This is a genomic window from Paenibacillus sp. J22P15, from assembly GCF_056269345.1.
Map to the genome: position 1 here is coordinate 84,917 of NZ_JBWDNT010000010.1, position 15,881 is coordinate 100,797.

General features: G+C 46.5%; 10 protein-coding genes. All 10 read right to left on the minus strand.

The window, feature by feature from the left end:
• Positions 1–9: 9 nt before the first annotated feature.
• The 10 genes from AC0YN6_RS19895 to bioB all read right to left on the minus strand — a co-directional run bounded on the left by AC0YN6_RS19895 (position 10) and on the right by bioB (position 15,878).
• Complete coding sequence (locus AC0YN6_RS19895; protein WP_475748945.1) at positions 10–1,005, minus strand: ABC transporter permease; 996 nt, start codon at positions 1,003–1,005, stop codon at positions 10–12.
• Positions 1,006–1,033: 28 nt separating this feature from the next.
• Positions 1,034–2,545 (minus strand): sugar ABC transporter ATP-binding protein, encoded by a 1,512-nt coding sequence (locus AC0YN6_RS19900; RefSeq protein WP_475748946.1) that lies wholly within the window; start codon positions 2,543–2,545, stop codon positions 1,034–1,036.
• A gap of 234 nt (positions 2,546–2,779) precedes the next feature.
• On the minus strand, positions 2,780–3,766 hold the full coding sequence (locus tag AC0YN6_RS19905) for a substrate-binding domain-containing protein (RefSeq protein ID WP_475748947.1): 987 nt from the start codon (positions 3,764–3,766) through the stop codon (positions 2,780–2,782).
• A complete protein-coding gene (locus AC0YN6_RS19910; protein WP_475748949.1) occupies positions 3,763–5,460 on the minus strand; it encodes a sensor histidine kinase in 1,698 nt (565 codons plus the stop codon). Before AC0YN6_RS19910 ends, AC0YN6_RS19905 begins: the two co-directional genes overlap by 4 nt.
• 90 nt (positions 5,461–5,550) lie before the next feature.
• Complete coding sequence (locus AC0YN6_RS19915) at positions 5,551–7,170, minus strand: response regulator transcription factor (protein WP_475748950.1); 1,620 nt, start codon at positions 7,168–7,170, stop codon at positions 5,551–5,553.
• A 256-nt stretch (positions 7,171–7,426) separates the two neighbouring features.
• Complete coding sequence (locus AC0YN6_RS19920; protein ID WP_475748951.1) at positions 7,427–11,824, minus strand: glycosyl hydrolase family 95 catalytic domain-containing protein; 4,398 nt, start codon at positions 11,822–11,824, stop codon at positions 7,427–7,429.
• A gap of 236 nt (positions 11,825–12,060) precedes the next feature.
• On the minus strand, positions 12,061–12,930 hold the full coding sequence (bioC, locus tag AC0YN6_RS19925) for a malonyl-ACP O-methyltransferase BioC (protein WP_475748953.1): 870 nt from the start codon (positions 12,928–12,930) through the stop codon (positions 12,061–12,063).
• Positions 12,911–13,669, minus strand: coding sequence for an alpha/beta fold hydrolase (locus AC0YN6_RS19930; protein WP_475748954.1), 759 nt, complete (start codon positions 13,667–13,669; stop codon positions 12,911–12,913). The genes bioC and AC0YN6_RS19930 overlap by 20 nt, the downstream gene beginning before the upstream one ends.
• A complete protein-coding gene (gene bioF, locus AC0YN6_RS19935; protein WP_475748956.1) occupies positions 13,666–14,844 on the minus strand; it encodes an 8-amino-7-oxononanoate synthase in 1,179 nt (392 codons plus the stop codon). The genes AC0YN6_RS19930 and bioF overlap by 4 nt, the downstream gene beginning before the upstream one ends.
• A gap of 35 nt (positions 14,845–14,879) precedes the next feature.
• Entirely contained in the window at positions 14,880–15,878 is a 999-nt protein-coding gene (gene bioB / locus AC0YN6_RS19940) for a biotin synthase BioB (protein ID WP_475748957.1), read from the minus strand.
• Between the last annotated feature and the right edge of the window lie 3 nt (positions 15,879–15,881).

A 15,881-nucleotide genomic window follows, 5' to 3' on the forward strand; every position in this document is an offset into this window, starting at 1 on the left:
ATACCGCGGTTATGCCTTGCGACGCCGTAATATATCAGCGTATACCGCGAGCAGAATGACAAAGCCGACAACGACTGTCTGCCACTCCGGGGGTACCGACAGAATCCGAAGCCCATTCGTCAACACGCTCATAATCAGAGCACCGATGACTGTGCCGATAATCGTTCCCTTGCCACCGCTCAACGAGGTTCCGCCAATGACGACCGCTGCGATGGCTTCCAGTTCATAACCCATACCAAGTGCGGGCTGAGCTGAGTTAAGTCGTGACGCCATCAGAATACCACCAAGTCCTGTAAACAAGCCTGCAACCATGTAGATGACAATCTTCCATCTCTGCACATTAACACCGGAAAGTCGCGTTGCTTCCTCGTTGCTGCCGATCGCAAAGTTATAACGGCCGACTATTGTGCGGGACAATAGCAGACTTCCTATGATCGCTGCAAGGAAGAAAATCAGCACAGCATTCGGGATATCAAAGCCTGGAATGAGATCACCAAGTACCGAGCCAAGAGAGATTTCCATAAACACTTCATTATCAGTGAAATAGATCGGCTTCGTACTCGAGATCACAAGCGCAAGACCTTTGGCGATCATCATCATCGCAAGTGTAGCGATAAACGGCGGGATTCCAAGACGTGCAATTACAATTCCGGAGAACAACCCGCAAACTCCTCCCGTTAATAGTCCTCCGATAATGCCAACCCACACTGGCAGTCCCCACATCGTAATGAAGACCCCCGTCATTACCGCGCTCAGCGTCATAACTGTACCGACCGACAAATCAATGCCGCCTGTAACGATAATGAACGTCGCGCCCAGCGCCAGCACACCGATTACCGCTGTGGAGAGCAAAATCCCGACGATATTGGAGAAGTTAAAAAAATTGCTTGATGCTATTGAAAAAAAAGTAAAAAGTAAGATCAAGCTCCCAAAGGCCAAAAATTGCTGGAGCCCCGCAGTGAATATAAAACGTTGTTTCTGAACGACTCCTATTGCTTCCTTCATTCTACTTCCTCTCTTTCTTAATCATCCTCTATCGGCTAATCCGGTCCGTCGCGTATGTCATAATCTGTTCTTGCGAAGTGAATTCATCATTCATGAGCTCACCTGTAATTCTGCCCTCGCACATGACGATAATCCGGTGACTGAGCCGCAGTATCTCTGGCAGCTCCGAGCTGATCATAATAATCGATTTCCCCGAGTCTGCAAGGTTTTCGAGCAGCCTGTAAATCTCGCTCTTGGCACCGATGTCAATGCCTCGTGTCGGCTCATCGAATATGAGAATGTCACAGTCCCTCGTCAACCATTTACCGATAATCACTTTCTGCTGGTTGCCTCCAGACAAATTTTTCAGCTTCTGCTCAATACCGGGTGTCTTGACCTTCAGATCTTCGACTACCTTCTGCGACACCTCAGTCATACGCTTGTCATTAATCCATCCGAAGCTTTTCGCGAAGCGGCCTAATGTGGCCATTGCGATATTCGTCTTGACATCCATTTCGACCAAGCAGCCATACTGCTTTCTATCCTCGGATAGATAACCTATGCCATGTTTCACTGCTTGATAGGGCCCCGAAATTTGCACTTTCCGGCCATGGATGAATATTTCTCCCGAGTCGATCGAGTCTGCACCGAAGACGGCTCGGGCCATCTCGGTTCTTCCAGCCCCGACGAGCCCGGCAACTCCGAGAATTTCCCCCTTGCGGAGTGAGAAGCTCACATCGTGGAGCGTATTCCTACGATTCAACTTGCGCACATCTAGCACGAGTTCTCTATCGTTGTCCTCCTGGCGATTCGGCTTGGCAGGCTGATAGATTTCCCGGCCTACCATCATTGCAATAATCCGATCGATGCTAACTTCAGCAGTTGAAACCGTATCTATGTAGCTGCCATCGCGCATGATCGTAATTCGATCCGAAATCCGCTTCAACTCCGCCATCCGGTGAGAAATATATACGATTCCTACTCCTTTCGCCCGCAGCTGGTTGATCATCTTAAACAGCTCTTCAATCTCAGCATCACTAAGCGCTGCTGTTGGCTCATCCATAATCAACACCTGTGAGTCATAGGAAATTGCTTTGGTAATTTCAACCATCTGCTGCTTGGCGACAGTCAGATCTGACACAAGTGTCGTCGGCTCAATGTCCAAATTCATCTGCTTTAGTAGGGTTGCAGTCTTTCGATTCATCTCTTTATCATCGAGAAACAGCCTAATAGCTTTGCGTGGCTCCTTGCCAATAAAGATGTTCTGAGCTACGGTCAGATCTGGCGCCAGATTAAGCTCCTGATGAATCATACTGATTCCAAACTGCTGAGCTGTTCGCGTATCCGGGATATGAACTTCCTTCCCTTTGTGGATAATGCGTCCCCCATCCTTCAAATAAACGCCAGTCAATACTTTCATCATTGTCGATTTACCTGCACCATTCTCTCCAACAAGAGCGTGCACTTCACCGGATCGCAACTCGAACTGACATTGCTTCAATGCGTGAACACCAGCAAAATGTTTCTCGATTTCTTCCATCTTTACAACAACCTGGCTCATTTTTTCCCCCTCTCAACTCCTTGTTCTTATTGTTACTATTTAATTTACACGGTCTGCACCGTCACTTACATGTGGTTTTCTCTTGAAATAGTCGAATATTTTTTTGGAATTGCTATCTACCTTGAATTTTCGTACGGCTTAAACACACAAAGCAGCTGTCCCGATTATTTCCGGAACAGCTGCTTTTGTTCATTGCATATTTATTCATGTCCTCACATTGGTTAACCATCCTCATTACTTGCCAACGAATGGAAACAGCAGTTTTTGAATTTCCTCTTCGTACATATTTTGTTTGGTAATAACCAATGACCCCGTATCTATCTGTTTCTGCACACTCTTTCCTCGGACCGCTTCTACGGCTGTTTTGACGCTTAAATACCCCATCTGAAAAGGTCTCTGAATAACGGTCGCCTTCATGACGCCTTCGTCCAGCAGTTTTATTTCATTCACCGAGCTATCAAAGCCGATTAACTTGACTTGCTCGCTAACCCCCAGCTCCTTAATTGCTCTCCCCGCTCCGACTGAAGTTGGCTCATTCAGCCCAATAATTCCTTGTATATCAGAATGCGTCTGCAATATTTCCTTTGCACTTAAGTAAGCCTTCTGCTCGGACCCATCCACAAAATAAGTGTCCAATCGTTCAATATCTGGATGATCACTTAACACCTCACGCACGCCTTTTTCCCGGTCTATATGAGAAGCAGCATTTTTGACATAACTAATAATACCGATTTTAGCTGGACCTATAATTTCCTTGAGCATCGCCTGACCCGCCTCTCTACCGGCTTGGACGTTGTCCGTCGAGACAATACTTCGAGCAATATCAGAATTAATCCCCGAATCTACGATGATCAGCTTAATGCCCTCTGCTATAACCTTATTGGAGACAGGTATCAATCTATCAAAATCGGTAGCAGCCAGCACGACCGCATCCGGACGTTCGCCGATTGCTTTCTCCACAAGAGCAATTTGTCCGTCTACATCCGTTTCATCTTTGGCTCCCCACACCTGAACATTCGCATCAAACTCTTGGGCAGCTACATGCACCCCATCGACCAACACCCGCCAGAACTCAATTGAAGCATCATTTGATTTAATAATGACTACCATGTCCAAAGACTTTTTGTTCGACAATCCTTTAGATCCATAGATTAAACTTACCGCAATAACAAGAACAACAACAATCGCTCCAATTATCCATCTATGCTTTGCTTTATTCATTTGTCAGCCTCCATTGGCTGAAGGAATTTAGGAAAGTGAATATATACGGTTGTTCCTTCATCCGGTATACTCTCATAAACTAATCCGTATTGCTGGCCAAAATAAAGCTTAAGCCGTTCATGAACATTCAACACTCCGACGCCCTTCCCTCCCTCTTTTCCTAACCGGGGTATCAATATAGTTCTCAGCTTATCCTCATCCATTCCCTTTCCATTATCTTCAACAATCAGGAGGAGCGCCGATTCCGTTTCCTCAGAACGAATTCGGATTAGACCAGGCCCTCGTTTCATCTTAATGCCATGATAGATTGCATTCTCAACAATCGGCTGTAAAATAACTTTGATCGTTTTGTAATCCCAAACCGTATCGCTTATTTCAATTTGATAATCCAATTTGTTTTTATAGCGCATTTTTTGAATCATCAAATAGTTCGTAATATGCTCGACCTCATTTCTTATCGAAACAAGCTCTTCTCCTTGACTAATCGATGCTCGGAATAATTTGGCGAGCGCCGAGGTCATTAAGACGACCTCTCGTGATTTATTACTTTCCGCCATCCATACAATTGAATCCAATGTATTATACAAAAAATGCGGATTGATCTGAGCTTGCAGTGCGTTCAGTTCACTAATGCGCTTCTGCTCCTGATCGTGCACAACCTGATTCATCAGCTCTTTTATTTTACCAACCATGATGTTAAATGCCCGTGCTAACCTGCCAATCTCATACGATCTTGGAACCGACACATGAATGTCAAAGTTCCCCTTCTCTACTTCCTTCATATATCTCTGCAATTGCTTAATTGGTTGGCTCACTCGCTGTGACAAAAGGAAAGAAATCACAATCGCAATGACGATGCAGATTAAGCCTAGCAAAAAAAGTGACATCCGAATCTCATTCTGATTGCCGACAAGTTCATTGACATATGATACACCAACAATTTTCCAACCGAAATTTGAATCCTGTACAGTATACATCCGACTATAATTGCCTTCATCGCTTGTAAAGGTTCCATGCTTGATTTCCAGCACCTGATCGATCATTTCAGACTTCAATTTACTGTATATTAGCTGTTGCTGGGGGTGATAGACAATTTTCCCGCTAGAATCGACGATAAACAAATAACCTCTCTGGCCAAGCCTGATATCTTTGAGCATGTCATTCATTACGCTGAAATTTAAATCCGCAAGAAAGACACCCAGCTTCTTATCTCCGTCCCTGCTCAGCAGCTCCCTGCTTAACGACACAACCCATGGATAGTGGTCTTTAAATATCGGCTGTACGTGTGACGAAGAAATGACGCTTTTTCCGCTCGCTTCCTGAGCGTTACGGTACCAGCTTAAGCTTGTTCGATCGATAGACGAATTAAGCTCAAACTCCCTCCGCCCAGAGACAAACTGGCCGTTATAACCAAACACATTAACTGAAGTGATGTCGCTTCGAGATACGAGCATCGATTCCAACAACTTCGATATCATTTCTTTAGCTTCTTTTTCTTCCGTTAAGGTCTCGAAGCTTTCTTTTGATAAATAATCCTGCACGAGGGGGTTGCCAGCGACTAGTTCCGACATGTATGTCATGCCATTCACATAAGCCGTAATGTTGTTGTTTACTTGCTTCACAAGCTCCGTCGTATATTCCTGTGCTTTCGTTTGAACCGCATCTTTCGTCAAGTAATACGAGATCACACTCATAATTATAATCATCATCAGTATGAGTAAAGCCGAGGAAAGCACCATATTTGTCTGAATACTGCGGAACTTCGAGAAGATATTCACCCTACATCACGCTTTCTGTATATTCATTTTATTGCGGAATTCCGTTGGAGTATCCCCGGTGTTTTTTTTGAAGGTTCCACTGAAATAATGCGGATCGTTATAACCAACCGCATATGCAATCTCATAGCTCTTCATTGATGTTAAATATAACAACTCTTTGGCCTTTTCCATTCGTTCATCAGTTAAAAATTCTATGAATGATCGCCCATTGTGCTGCTTAAATTTACTACTGAAATAACTTGTACTCATCGATACTTGCTTACACACCGACTTTAAAGATAATTCCGAATCCATATAATGCTGTCTCACATAATCCATGGCCATAGCAATTTGACGCACACTTTGGTCCTCACGCATGCTTTGGATGGCCAATACCGCTTTACCGCATAATTCCTTCATCCAAGATTCAATTTCAACCAGTGTAGCAAACTGGTTTATTTCCGTAATCAGATTTTTAGCTCCACCGAACACTTGTGGGCTGTTGCTATCCATTTCGTAAAGCGTATGCATCAAGGTTAATATAATACGCTGGATGTATATGTAACAGATATCAATTGGAAATACATGATCTCGAAACTCCGAGAACAGATTCGTCATCCATTCATTCATTTCTTGCAACGTTCCTGTCTTTAGTTTTGTTATCAGCTCGTTTTCCAATTTAACAACTGAAAGCAATTCCGGACGTTCACGTTGCTCCATATCAGAGATACGAATAATTTCATTCATGCCGATAACAAATCTATACTCAAGAGCTGATAATGCAGACCGGTGAACAAGAGACGCATTGTCCTCCCACATAGAAGCATGCCCGATCCCTATCGAAACTTTTATTGGTAAGAATGAAGTAACCGCGATGTGTATTTCTTCTGCCCTTAACATGGCATACTCCAGCAATTGTTCACTATCATCGCCGGACAGTAGTACGAACACACGATTTTCCCGATCCCGGAAAATCGCAGTCCCTATATATGTAGCCGTAATTTCTTGCGCAATATTAAATACGGCAAATCGTAAGAGCTCATGCTCGAATAATGTCGAAGGTAAACTTAATCCAAACTCGTCCACATCAATAGCAAGTTCGACCAATAACGGACCGTTCCATTGGATTTGAAAGTAACTGCATCTTTCCTTCAATTGTTTCTGGGTCATCGACGAAGACACCATGCGTTCCAGAAATCGCTCCTTCAATAGTGGGAAGCTTTCCGTTAGTTGACGCTTCAGCAACTCATACTCTTGAATTTTCCTTCTCTCGAAATCTAATTCTGTTACTACTCTTCGCATAACTATCTCAAGCTCGGCAGCTGTAATCGGTTTCAAAATATAGTCTGTAGCTTGTAATTTAAGCGCTTGCTGTGCGAATTCGAAATTGTCATATCCAGTGAGGATAATGACCTTCACTTGCGGCTCACTTGCCGCCAGCTCGCGTGTCAGTTCAATGCCGTTCATGAACGGCATTCCGATATCTGTAAGTACAACATCCGGCTTCTCGCGCTTAATAAACTCTAACGCTTCCAAGCCGTCCTCGCAATCGCCTATACATATAAACCCGAGCTGCTCCCAATTCATCTGGTCCTTAATCGCTTCCCGTATTAATGCTTCATCATCCACGATCAAGAGCTTGTACATCGAATTCCCCTCCTCTTAGTTACATGCTACATTGTCATCTAATCAATTGAGTTAATATCACAATTAACAATATATCCCTATTCAACAAAAAAGTGAGTTTACCTTGTATGAACTGCTAAATATGTTTAAATTTTTGTAGCAACAAAAAAATCCCCTCAGATAAACAATGTTGAGTCCATAATATCTTGAACTCTTTTTTCACTGTCTACCGTAAGGGGATAATTATTGGTAGTAAAACTACTACATCACTATTCTGTTATTCTGTCTGAATGATTATTCTTGCCAATATTGCGAGATCCTCAATATCAATCTTGCCATCAGCTTTGAGATCCATGAACTTATATAGATCCCATTGTGGATCGCTCGAATCTTTGCCATACCACATTGCCATCAAAGCCAAATCTCCGATTCTAACTTTTCCGTCACCGTTCAGATCTCCTAATATTCGGGTTATCACCGAAGCTTTAAATGTTCCCAGAGCATCACTCAATTCGCTCGCGGATTGATCCACTTGCTCTTGAGATGCCGAGGCATTCTCAGCTGTTGCGCGAGCGCTATCAATTGCTGCTTGAAGCGCGGCTTTCGATCCCGCTGGATATTGACCGACATTTGTTCCTTCTGTTGCGGCATCATATGCGGCTTGAGCAATAGAAATCAATTCATTTAACGCCGTTTTGTTTATGGAATTGATTGACACGTGATGCGAAACACCTTCCAATTGCATCTCTTTTCCTTCGCCAGTAGCAAGAACCAAATTAGTCAGGTTTATTTCTGTTTGTACTGAATGAGTAATTGATTTGACTTTAAAGCTAAACTTCAGCAAGTCTCCGCTTTCATTTACTTCGTTACCCTCTCCCAAACTTGCAGCAAGGATTCGCACTTGACCTGGAGCATCTTTACGGCTCACTATCTTGAAACCGTCATTCATAGATTCCGCTGAAATGAATTCAAACATTGCAGGATCATAAGTGAATGTCAGATCTTGGGCATACACGCTGTCATTCACATTGGTCAGACCAAAAATCAAATCAAATCCGTCTCCCGCATTGACGTTATTATTACCGCTTAGCGTGATCGTTACCGTTTCTGTGCTTGGGGGTGTGAACGTCGCCTGCCCCCCGCCATAGATCTCAAACTCTTTCAATGTGACCTCTTTAGTTGCACTAATGGTATTGTATTTGACGTATCGACCTGCCACGCCAGCGGGCAAAATAATTTCGTGTGTTTCCTTTGCCTCCTGAGTCGAATACACGGTCGTCCAGCTGCCAGCATCACCGGTGTCGGAAACTTGTATCTCGAACGCGCGCATACGGTGACCCATGCCGGCACTCGTATCCTCGTACAAAATGACGGTGTCAAGCGATTCGATTTGCCCAAGGTCAACAATCAGATCGGATGTGTTAGAGTCACCTTGCGATGCCCACCGAGTACCCATGTTCCCGTCCACAGCCTTGCCGGGTGCGTAAGGATCTCCCCAATAAGGGATGGAACTGGAAGCCGTCTTATTCAGCGCCAGATTCGTAGAGCCATACTGGTTGAAGGTCGCCAAGCTACCTACCGGTAGATCGTTTAGAAACAGCTGCGCATTCAGGCGGATAGAGCCGGCGGTCTCCAAGGTCAAAGCGTCGATATACTTCGCAGAGGCAGCGGTCGGCACGCTACCGTCCAGCGTGTAACGGATCACTAATCTATTATCCTTGACCGAAGGATCCATGGTCAGCTTATCTCCCCTACCTAGCGGCTTGCGGCTAGGGGTGATCACCACGGACAGTTTTTTGGCTTCCACCGGTGCGGTTGGCGATGAGATGCCGGCCGGGGTGACCGCCGCTACCGTGTAGTAGTAAATGGAACCTACGGTCACGGCAGTATCTGTATAGGTGTTGATGCTCACGGTGGCGAGCCGCTCATAGCCCGTACCGTAAACAGAGCCGGCGGACTGACCGGAGGCTACGGTCTGAAGCTTCTGGCGGTAGATTACATACTCCGTTGCGCCGGGAGTATTGTCCCAGGTTAGTTCGATGGTCTCATCGCCAGTGCGGACGGCCTGCACACTCCGAGGCCGCTCCACGTCAGCTGTGGTCTGGCCGGGCAGGTTCGATAGGGTGTACACGCCACCCTCGGTGGTCTGAAAGGAAATTCTGTCATTGGAAATCTTTTGGACGGATGCGCCGGAAACGGTGGCGCTGCCTATACCGGGATATTCTATCTCACTGACGCCGCCGGCGCGGGAAGTGATGGTCATGGCCGAGAGTTTCGAGCCGGCCCAGTCCATATCAAATACGAAGTTTCCTCTGGCAACCAGTCCCTTGACACTGCCGCTAGGCCATGCGTCGGGCAGTGCGGGCAGTGGCTGGATGTAACCAAGATGGCTCTGCAGCAGCATTTCCGCAACGCCGGAGGTGTAACCGTAGTTACCTTCGATCTGAAAGATATATCCTGCGCTGGCTAGTGAACCACCATGGGAACCGTGGGAATCCAGCAGATTGTTCATAATACCGCGGGCGTTCTGGGTTAAAAACGACTGCACCATGCGGTATGATTTGTTGCCGTCCATGGTTCTAGCCCAGAGGTTCAGACGGTGACCCTTAGACCAGCCGGTCGTGATCTCGAAACCGCTATGCTCCAGAGAAACCTTGGCGGCGTCCATGTAGGTCTGGTTTTCCTTGTTTATCAGATTGCCAGGATACATGCCGATTAGATTGGAATTGTGACGATGCACGTCCGCGCCGCCGGCATTGAAGTTGTAGGCTCTGCTACTCCCAATGTAGCCTATGTTTGTCTCGTCATACCACTCTTTGATTTGGCCCTGATTGCCGATCTGTATGGGGTTTAGACCATCCATCTTCTCCTGCCAGTCTTTGCGAAGTTCCTCATCCACGCCGAGGATCTTGGAGGCCTCGATGGTCTCCTTATAGAGCTGCCAAACTAGCGACTGGTCATAAGTGCTGCCGATGGAAGTCGGGCCCTGCTCGGGAGATATCGAAGGTGAAACCACCCAGCGATTCTGCTTTGTACTCCAAATCAGATAGGAGTCCCAGAACTTGACCTGCTCGCGCATGGCCGGATAGATGGTCGAACGCAGGTACTCCACATTGCCGGTGAAGCGGTAGTAGTCATACACATTCTGCAGCGCCCAAGGCGCGCCGCCCATGTTCCAACCGTACTCTTGGCTGCCGCCGGGTGCGGTCATGCCGAAGGGGTTATTCTGGGTGTGGACAACCCAGCCGTTCTCCTCGCCAGGTCCACTGATTACACCATGAGAATTGGCGGCGGTGACACGGCCCGGCTTGCGCAGCGAGTCCACGTACTCCACAAAGGGGACGCCACTCTCAGCCAGGTTGGTGTTGTACACCGGCCAGTAGTTCATCTGGACGTTGACGTTAAAGTGGAAGTCACCGCCCCAGGCCATACTGCCCACGCCCCACATACCCTGGAGATTGGTCGGCAATGCGCCCTCGCGGGAGCCGGCGATGGTCAGATAGCGTCCGAACTGGAACACCATCACATCCAATATTTGGTTAAAGTTTCCTTTGCGGTACTCGCCAATTAGCTCGTCGGTGGGTACATTGGCCGGGGCAGCGCCCACATCCAGGCTGACACGGGAGAACAGCGAGTAGTAATCCTCGATGTGGCGGTTGTGCAGCACCTGATAGCCCATGCTCACTGCATTGTCCAGGCTGGCTGTGATTTCTTCATGGGGATCCTCGCCGCGATAGGTAGGATAGTCATTCTTATAGTCGGTATCGGAAGCCATCACGATGGTCACAGCATCGGCGTTGCGCACCTGAATGGTTCCGGAGGAGGTCGTATTTGTGGTACCGCCTCTGGCCATCACGCGGATCTGTCCCTCATATTTCAGGCCGTTGTCCGAAAGCGCGCCACGCAGAGTGATGGTGTTATCCAAAGCGGTAATCGTAGCACCACCCTGCTGGCTGGACATACTGACATCAAAGCTCTGCTTGCCCTTGTTGTCGGCAGTGAAGTGGTAGACTTGCACCTTGTCGGGGTAGCTGGCAAAATACTCACGCCGGAAGGTATCGTCGTCGTTCTGGTAGGAAACCGAAGCGATACCAGTGTTGAGGTCTAGGTCGCGGACATAGTTTCTGGCCGCGGCATCCGTATGTCCGGCGGGCGCAAAGTCCACCCAAAGGTCAGCAAAGTCCTGATAGCTGCCCATGCCGTTAAGGTTGCCGAACATATCGCTGACATTGCCTCCGCCATTGTTGTATGCTTGGCTTTCCAGCCCATCTTGATTCTTTTTGACAGTATCCTTCGACATCGGTGTGCTCCGGTTGCCGCCATTATAGTTTCTCGACGTTGCCGGGCCGCCAGTCCAGAGGGTCTTTTCATTGAGGTGGATCCGATCCTTGGCCACGCCACCAAAGAGCACGGAACCAAAGAATCCGTTACCGATTACAAGACCTTCGGTTTGCCAGTCCTTGACCGGCTGTTTGTACCACAGACGCATACCGTTGCTAGCAGCCGCTTGCACAGCCTGATCCACCAATTTGGGCTCAGATGAATGCGTTTCCGGCGCAACCTCCCGAGCCAGCACTGTCGAATCCATGTTCATCAGCATGGAAACCCCTAGCAGCAGCGCCAGGATACGCGCGGAAAGGTGGAACTTTCCGTAGACTCTACTTGTATTGTTCATGTTTGTACCTCCTGCCTTCTAATTATTCTATACGGGGGATACCCACCATATTTTAACAATAACATCGGGATGAGAATCTTTTAATAGAATAATCTCTTCAGATAGTCGAAAAATCTCCTATATGAGTCAGTTCAAAAAAGCCTCTAATTTAATACAAAAAAGCACCTATGCGAACATGGAAAAATGGAAGTATCCCTACAACCAATTTGACCATACGCGAGGTGCTTTTTCATGTATTATTTTTGATTTTTACTTGATTGGATTAATAGTAGATCGTAAGTGGCTGCAACTCCTCCTTGTAGACTAAATTTCTCCTCGTATTCCTTATACATGTTGGTGAAGAGGCGTCGTAAACTGTGCCCCTTCATAGTAACTGCTTCTGAAGTGCTAGCTCCCATTGCTTTAACGGAATGAAGAAGATCTCTTGCGGAAGCATACTTTTCAATATGAATAGAACGGTTATAATTGAAACTTGAATAACCTGATCTCTCGAGGATGAACTTCCACTCAAGCGGAGAATGAAACGACAGTCCATGACGTTGTGGCTCCATTCCGAATGTTCGATAAACTTCATTAAATGACCTATGCATCTCACTGAATGTATCCGGCCCGAATGTGGTAAATATGAGTAATCCTCCTGAACGCAGCATTCGTTGAAGGTGTTCGAGCGTTTCTTCGGGATTGCTTAGCCATTGAAAACAGGCGTTGGATACGATGATATCGAACGATGCCGCCTTAGCCTCAGCCGCCCACCTTTCTATATCTGCATTAATAAAACGTATACGATCCGATGTACTATTTCCAGTGCCCAGATGATCATCTGCTGATATGACACGTTTCACAGCTACTTTAATCATCTCGGGTGCAACATCAAGTGCAGTAATTTTCGCGCTAGGCCATTCCTTCACTATCATTTGGGTTAGAGACCCGGTGCCACAACCGATCTCAAGAATGTTAGGTTCAACTATGAACCGTTTGTTTTTCCATCCTATGAGAGATTTTATAAGCTCATCAGCCATTGTTCGTTGAACATGAGCATGCGTATCATATGAATTGGAACTACGATTAAATTGACGTTGAATAGCACTAATTCTGTTGTTGGTCATGCCACCATCCCCTCAATTCTTCAGCTATGTGTACTTCCTTTCCCAAAAAAGGCATATGCCCGCAGGCGTGTATTGTAACTAACTTGGCTTGAGGCAACTGATCCTTTAGCTCCAAAACAGCATGATAAGAACAAATTTTATCCTCAGTCCCGTGGATAAGAAGCACAGGACAGGTAATACTCGTCAATCTAGACAAGCATTCCACGTTTCGTAAAATCTGAAGGCCTGAAATTAGTGCTGGGGCTGTCCAACTGCCGATTGGAGGAAGGCTTGCAGAAAGACCGCTCTCCCGTTCCATATCCGTAAACATAAGCTGTCTGAAATTCGTTTCAACAGCTTGCTGATCCTTTGAGATTCCTCTGATCATCTGCCGAACGTAGACATCTGATATGCCGAGGGCACCTTCTTCTTTGGAACGAGTGAAACGAGCCGTTGCACCAAACAGCACAAGACCATCAGCGTAACGATTAGCCGCTAATCTCAGCGCGAGCAAACTTCCGAGTGACCAGCCTGCGATTAGTATTGGCCCTTGAAACCGCCTATTGCTGCAACCTGCCTCATCTGCAAACCGGATCTTCTTAGCTGCGGTTTCCGTGATATGAAGCATATTCTCAGGAGAGTCCGCATCCTTATATTCCACAGAAACATGAGCATATTCTGGCAGTAACTCGCGAAGCCGATCAAAAACAGTATCCGGCATGCTCCATCCAGTCAACCACAAAATAACACCACTCATCATGAACGAATCACTCCTAATTGATGCCCAATTGTACAGATTATCTCGAGCGCATTGACCAATTCCTTATCATTATGAGCAGCTGTTAAAGAGAAGCGAATTCGTGCTGTACCATCAGGAACCGTAGGCGGTCGGATGGCTACCGCTTCTATCCCTTTCCATTCAAGTGCTTCACTGAAGCGAAGGGTCAGTTCATTATCACCAACAATCACCGGTACAATAGGAGACTCGCCGCTGCCGACATTAAAACCAGCATTAAGCAGCGAAGATCGAAACAATTTGCTTAACGAGAAGAGTCGTTCGCGGCGCCAATGATCAGCTTGGACTAAGGCGAGTGATGTTGAAATACCCGTTACCAAGGAAGGCGGTAATGCCGTCGAATACATGAGCGGTCTAGCCTTGTTAATTAGCCAGCGAATTAATGTACGACTACCGCAGACATATGCACCATATACACCAAACGATTTACTGAATGTTCCCATATGTACATCCACCTCATGCTGCAGACCGAGCTCAAAGCACAGTCCCTGACCTTGTTCCCCGTAAATCCCCCCGCTGTGCGCTTCGTCCACCATCAGCATCGTTCCGTATTTACGTTTGAGCGCAGCCAGCTTTGCTAAGGGAGCTGCATCGCCATCCATGGAGAAGACGGCATCCGTAACAATCAACTTGCGCCTTTTATCACGATGCTTATTGAGCAAAGCCTCCAAATGTTCCATATCGTTATGTCGGTACCGGGCATGCTCCGCGCGGCTCAAAATAATACCGTCTACAATACTCGCATGGTTTAACTGGTCGCTGAAAACCACATCGTTACGTCCTACAAGCGCACTAATAACACCGGAATTAGCCATATATCCATTTGCAAAAACAAGTGCCGCATCACTCTTCTGCCAATGTGACAGCTCTTCTTCAAGACCTCTATAAGGCAAGCGATTGCCCGTCACAAGACGTGACGCTCCTGAGCCGCTTCCTTCGGTATGCAGCGTTTCGCACATGGTTTCAATAATAGCAGGATTTTGAGCTAGTCCAAGGTAGTCATTAGAGGCCAGATTGAGCAGCAAGCGTCCTCCTCTCACCGTGTAACCAGGACATTGCGGAGCTGGAGCACTGTCACGTAAATACCGCTCTAGCGAAGCGTCATGTAATAACTCAAGTTCTTTTTCCATCCAGTTCATAATCCGTACCACCTTAAAGGGCGTTCATATCAATTTTAAAGAGCATTTAACTCAATCTCAAAACCCAAATCTTCAATGATTTGATGATCGGATGATATATCTTGACCTGCGGTCGTCAAATAATCACCTACAAAGAGTGAGTTGGCAGCATATAGCGACAATGGCTGCAACGTACGGAGACTAACTTCGCGCCCTCCTGCAACACGAATCTCTTTTGACGGACAGATAAACCGAAACAATGCCAGTACCTTAAGCCCTTTCAGAGCCGGGGTACGTCCTGCTCCCTCCAAAGGGGTCCCAGGAATAGCATTCAAAAAATTAATCGGAATCGAATCCGCATCGAGCTCACGGAGCGCATAAGCCATCTCAACTATTTCCTGATTACTTTCACCCATACCGATAATTACACCAGAGCAGGGAGACATACCAAATGTTTTTACCTTCTCCACGGTTTCAACACGCTGTTCATAGGTATGCGTAGTCGTAATAGACGAGTAATTATCTTTACTTGTGTTCAAGTTGTGGTTGTAACGGTGTACACCTGCTTCTGCTAAACGTTCTGCTTGACCGTCCTTCAAAATTCCGAGACATGCGCATATTTTCAGCGGCATCGTTGCACGTATTTCTTCAACTGCATTTACGACTTGATCCAGCTCTTTTTCCGTTGGGCCTTTCCCCGAGGCTACAATACAGTAGGTTCCTGCTTTACGTGCCATAGCCTCACGCGCTCCTGCAAGAAGTGTTTCTTTGTCGAGCAAGGTGTATTTTTTTACGGGCGCCGTCGATATGATGGACTGTGAGCAGTAACCACAATCTTCGGGGCAATGTCCACTTTTTGCGTTAATGATCATGTTCAGTTTCACTTTTTTGCCGTAAAAGTGTTGTCTGACTTGAAAAGCAGCGTGCATCAAGGACAATATGTCATCGTTATCTGATTCAAGAACAGCTAGCCCTTCTTCAACCGTTAAACATTCACCCCTTAGCGCTTTCTCAGCAAGTAACGACCACTCTATTTCCGATTTTTTTATTGTCATTTC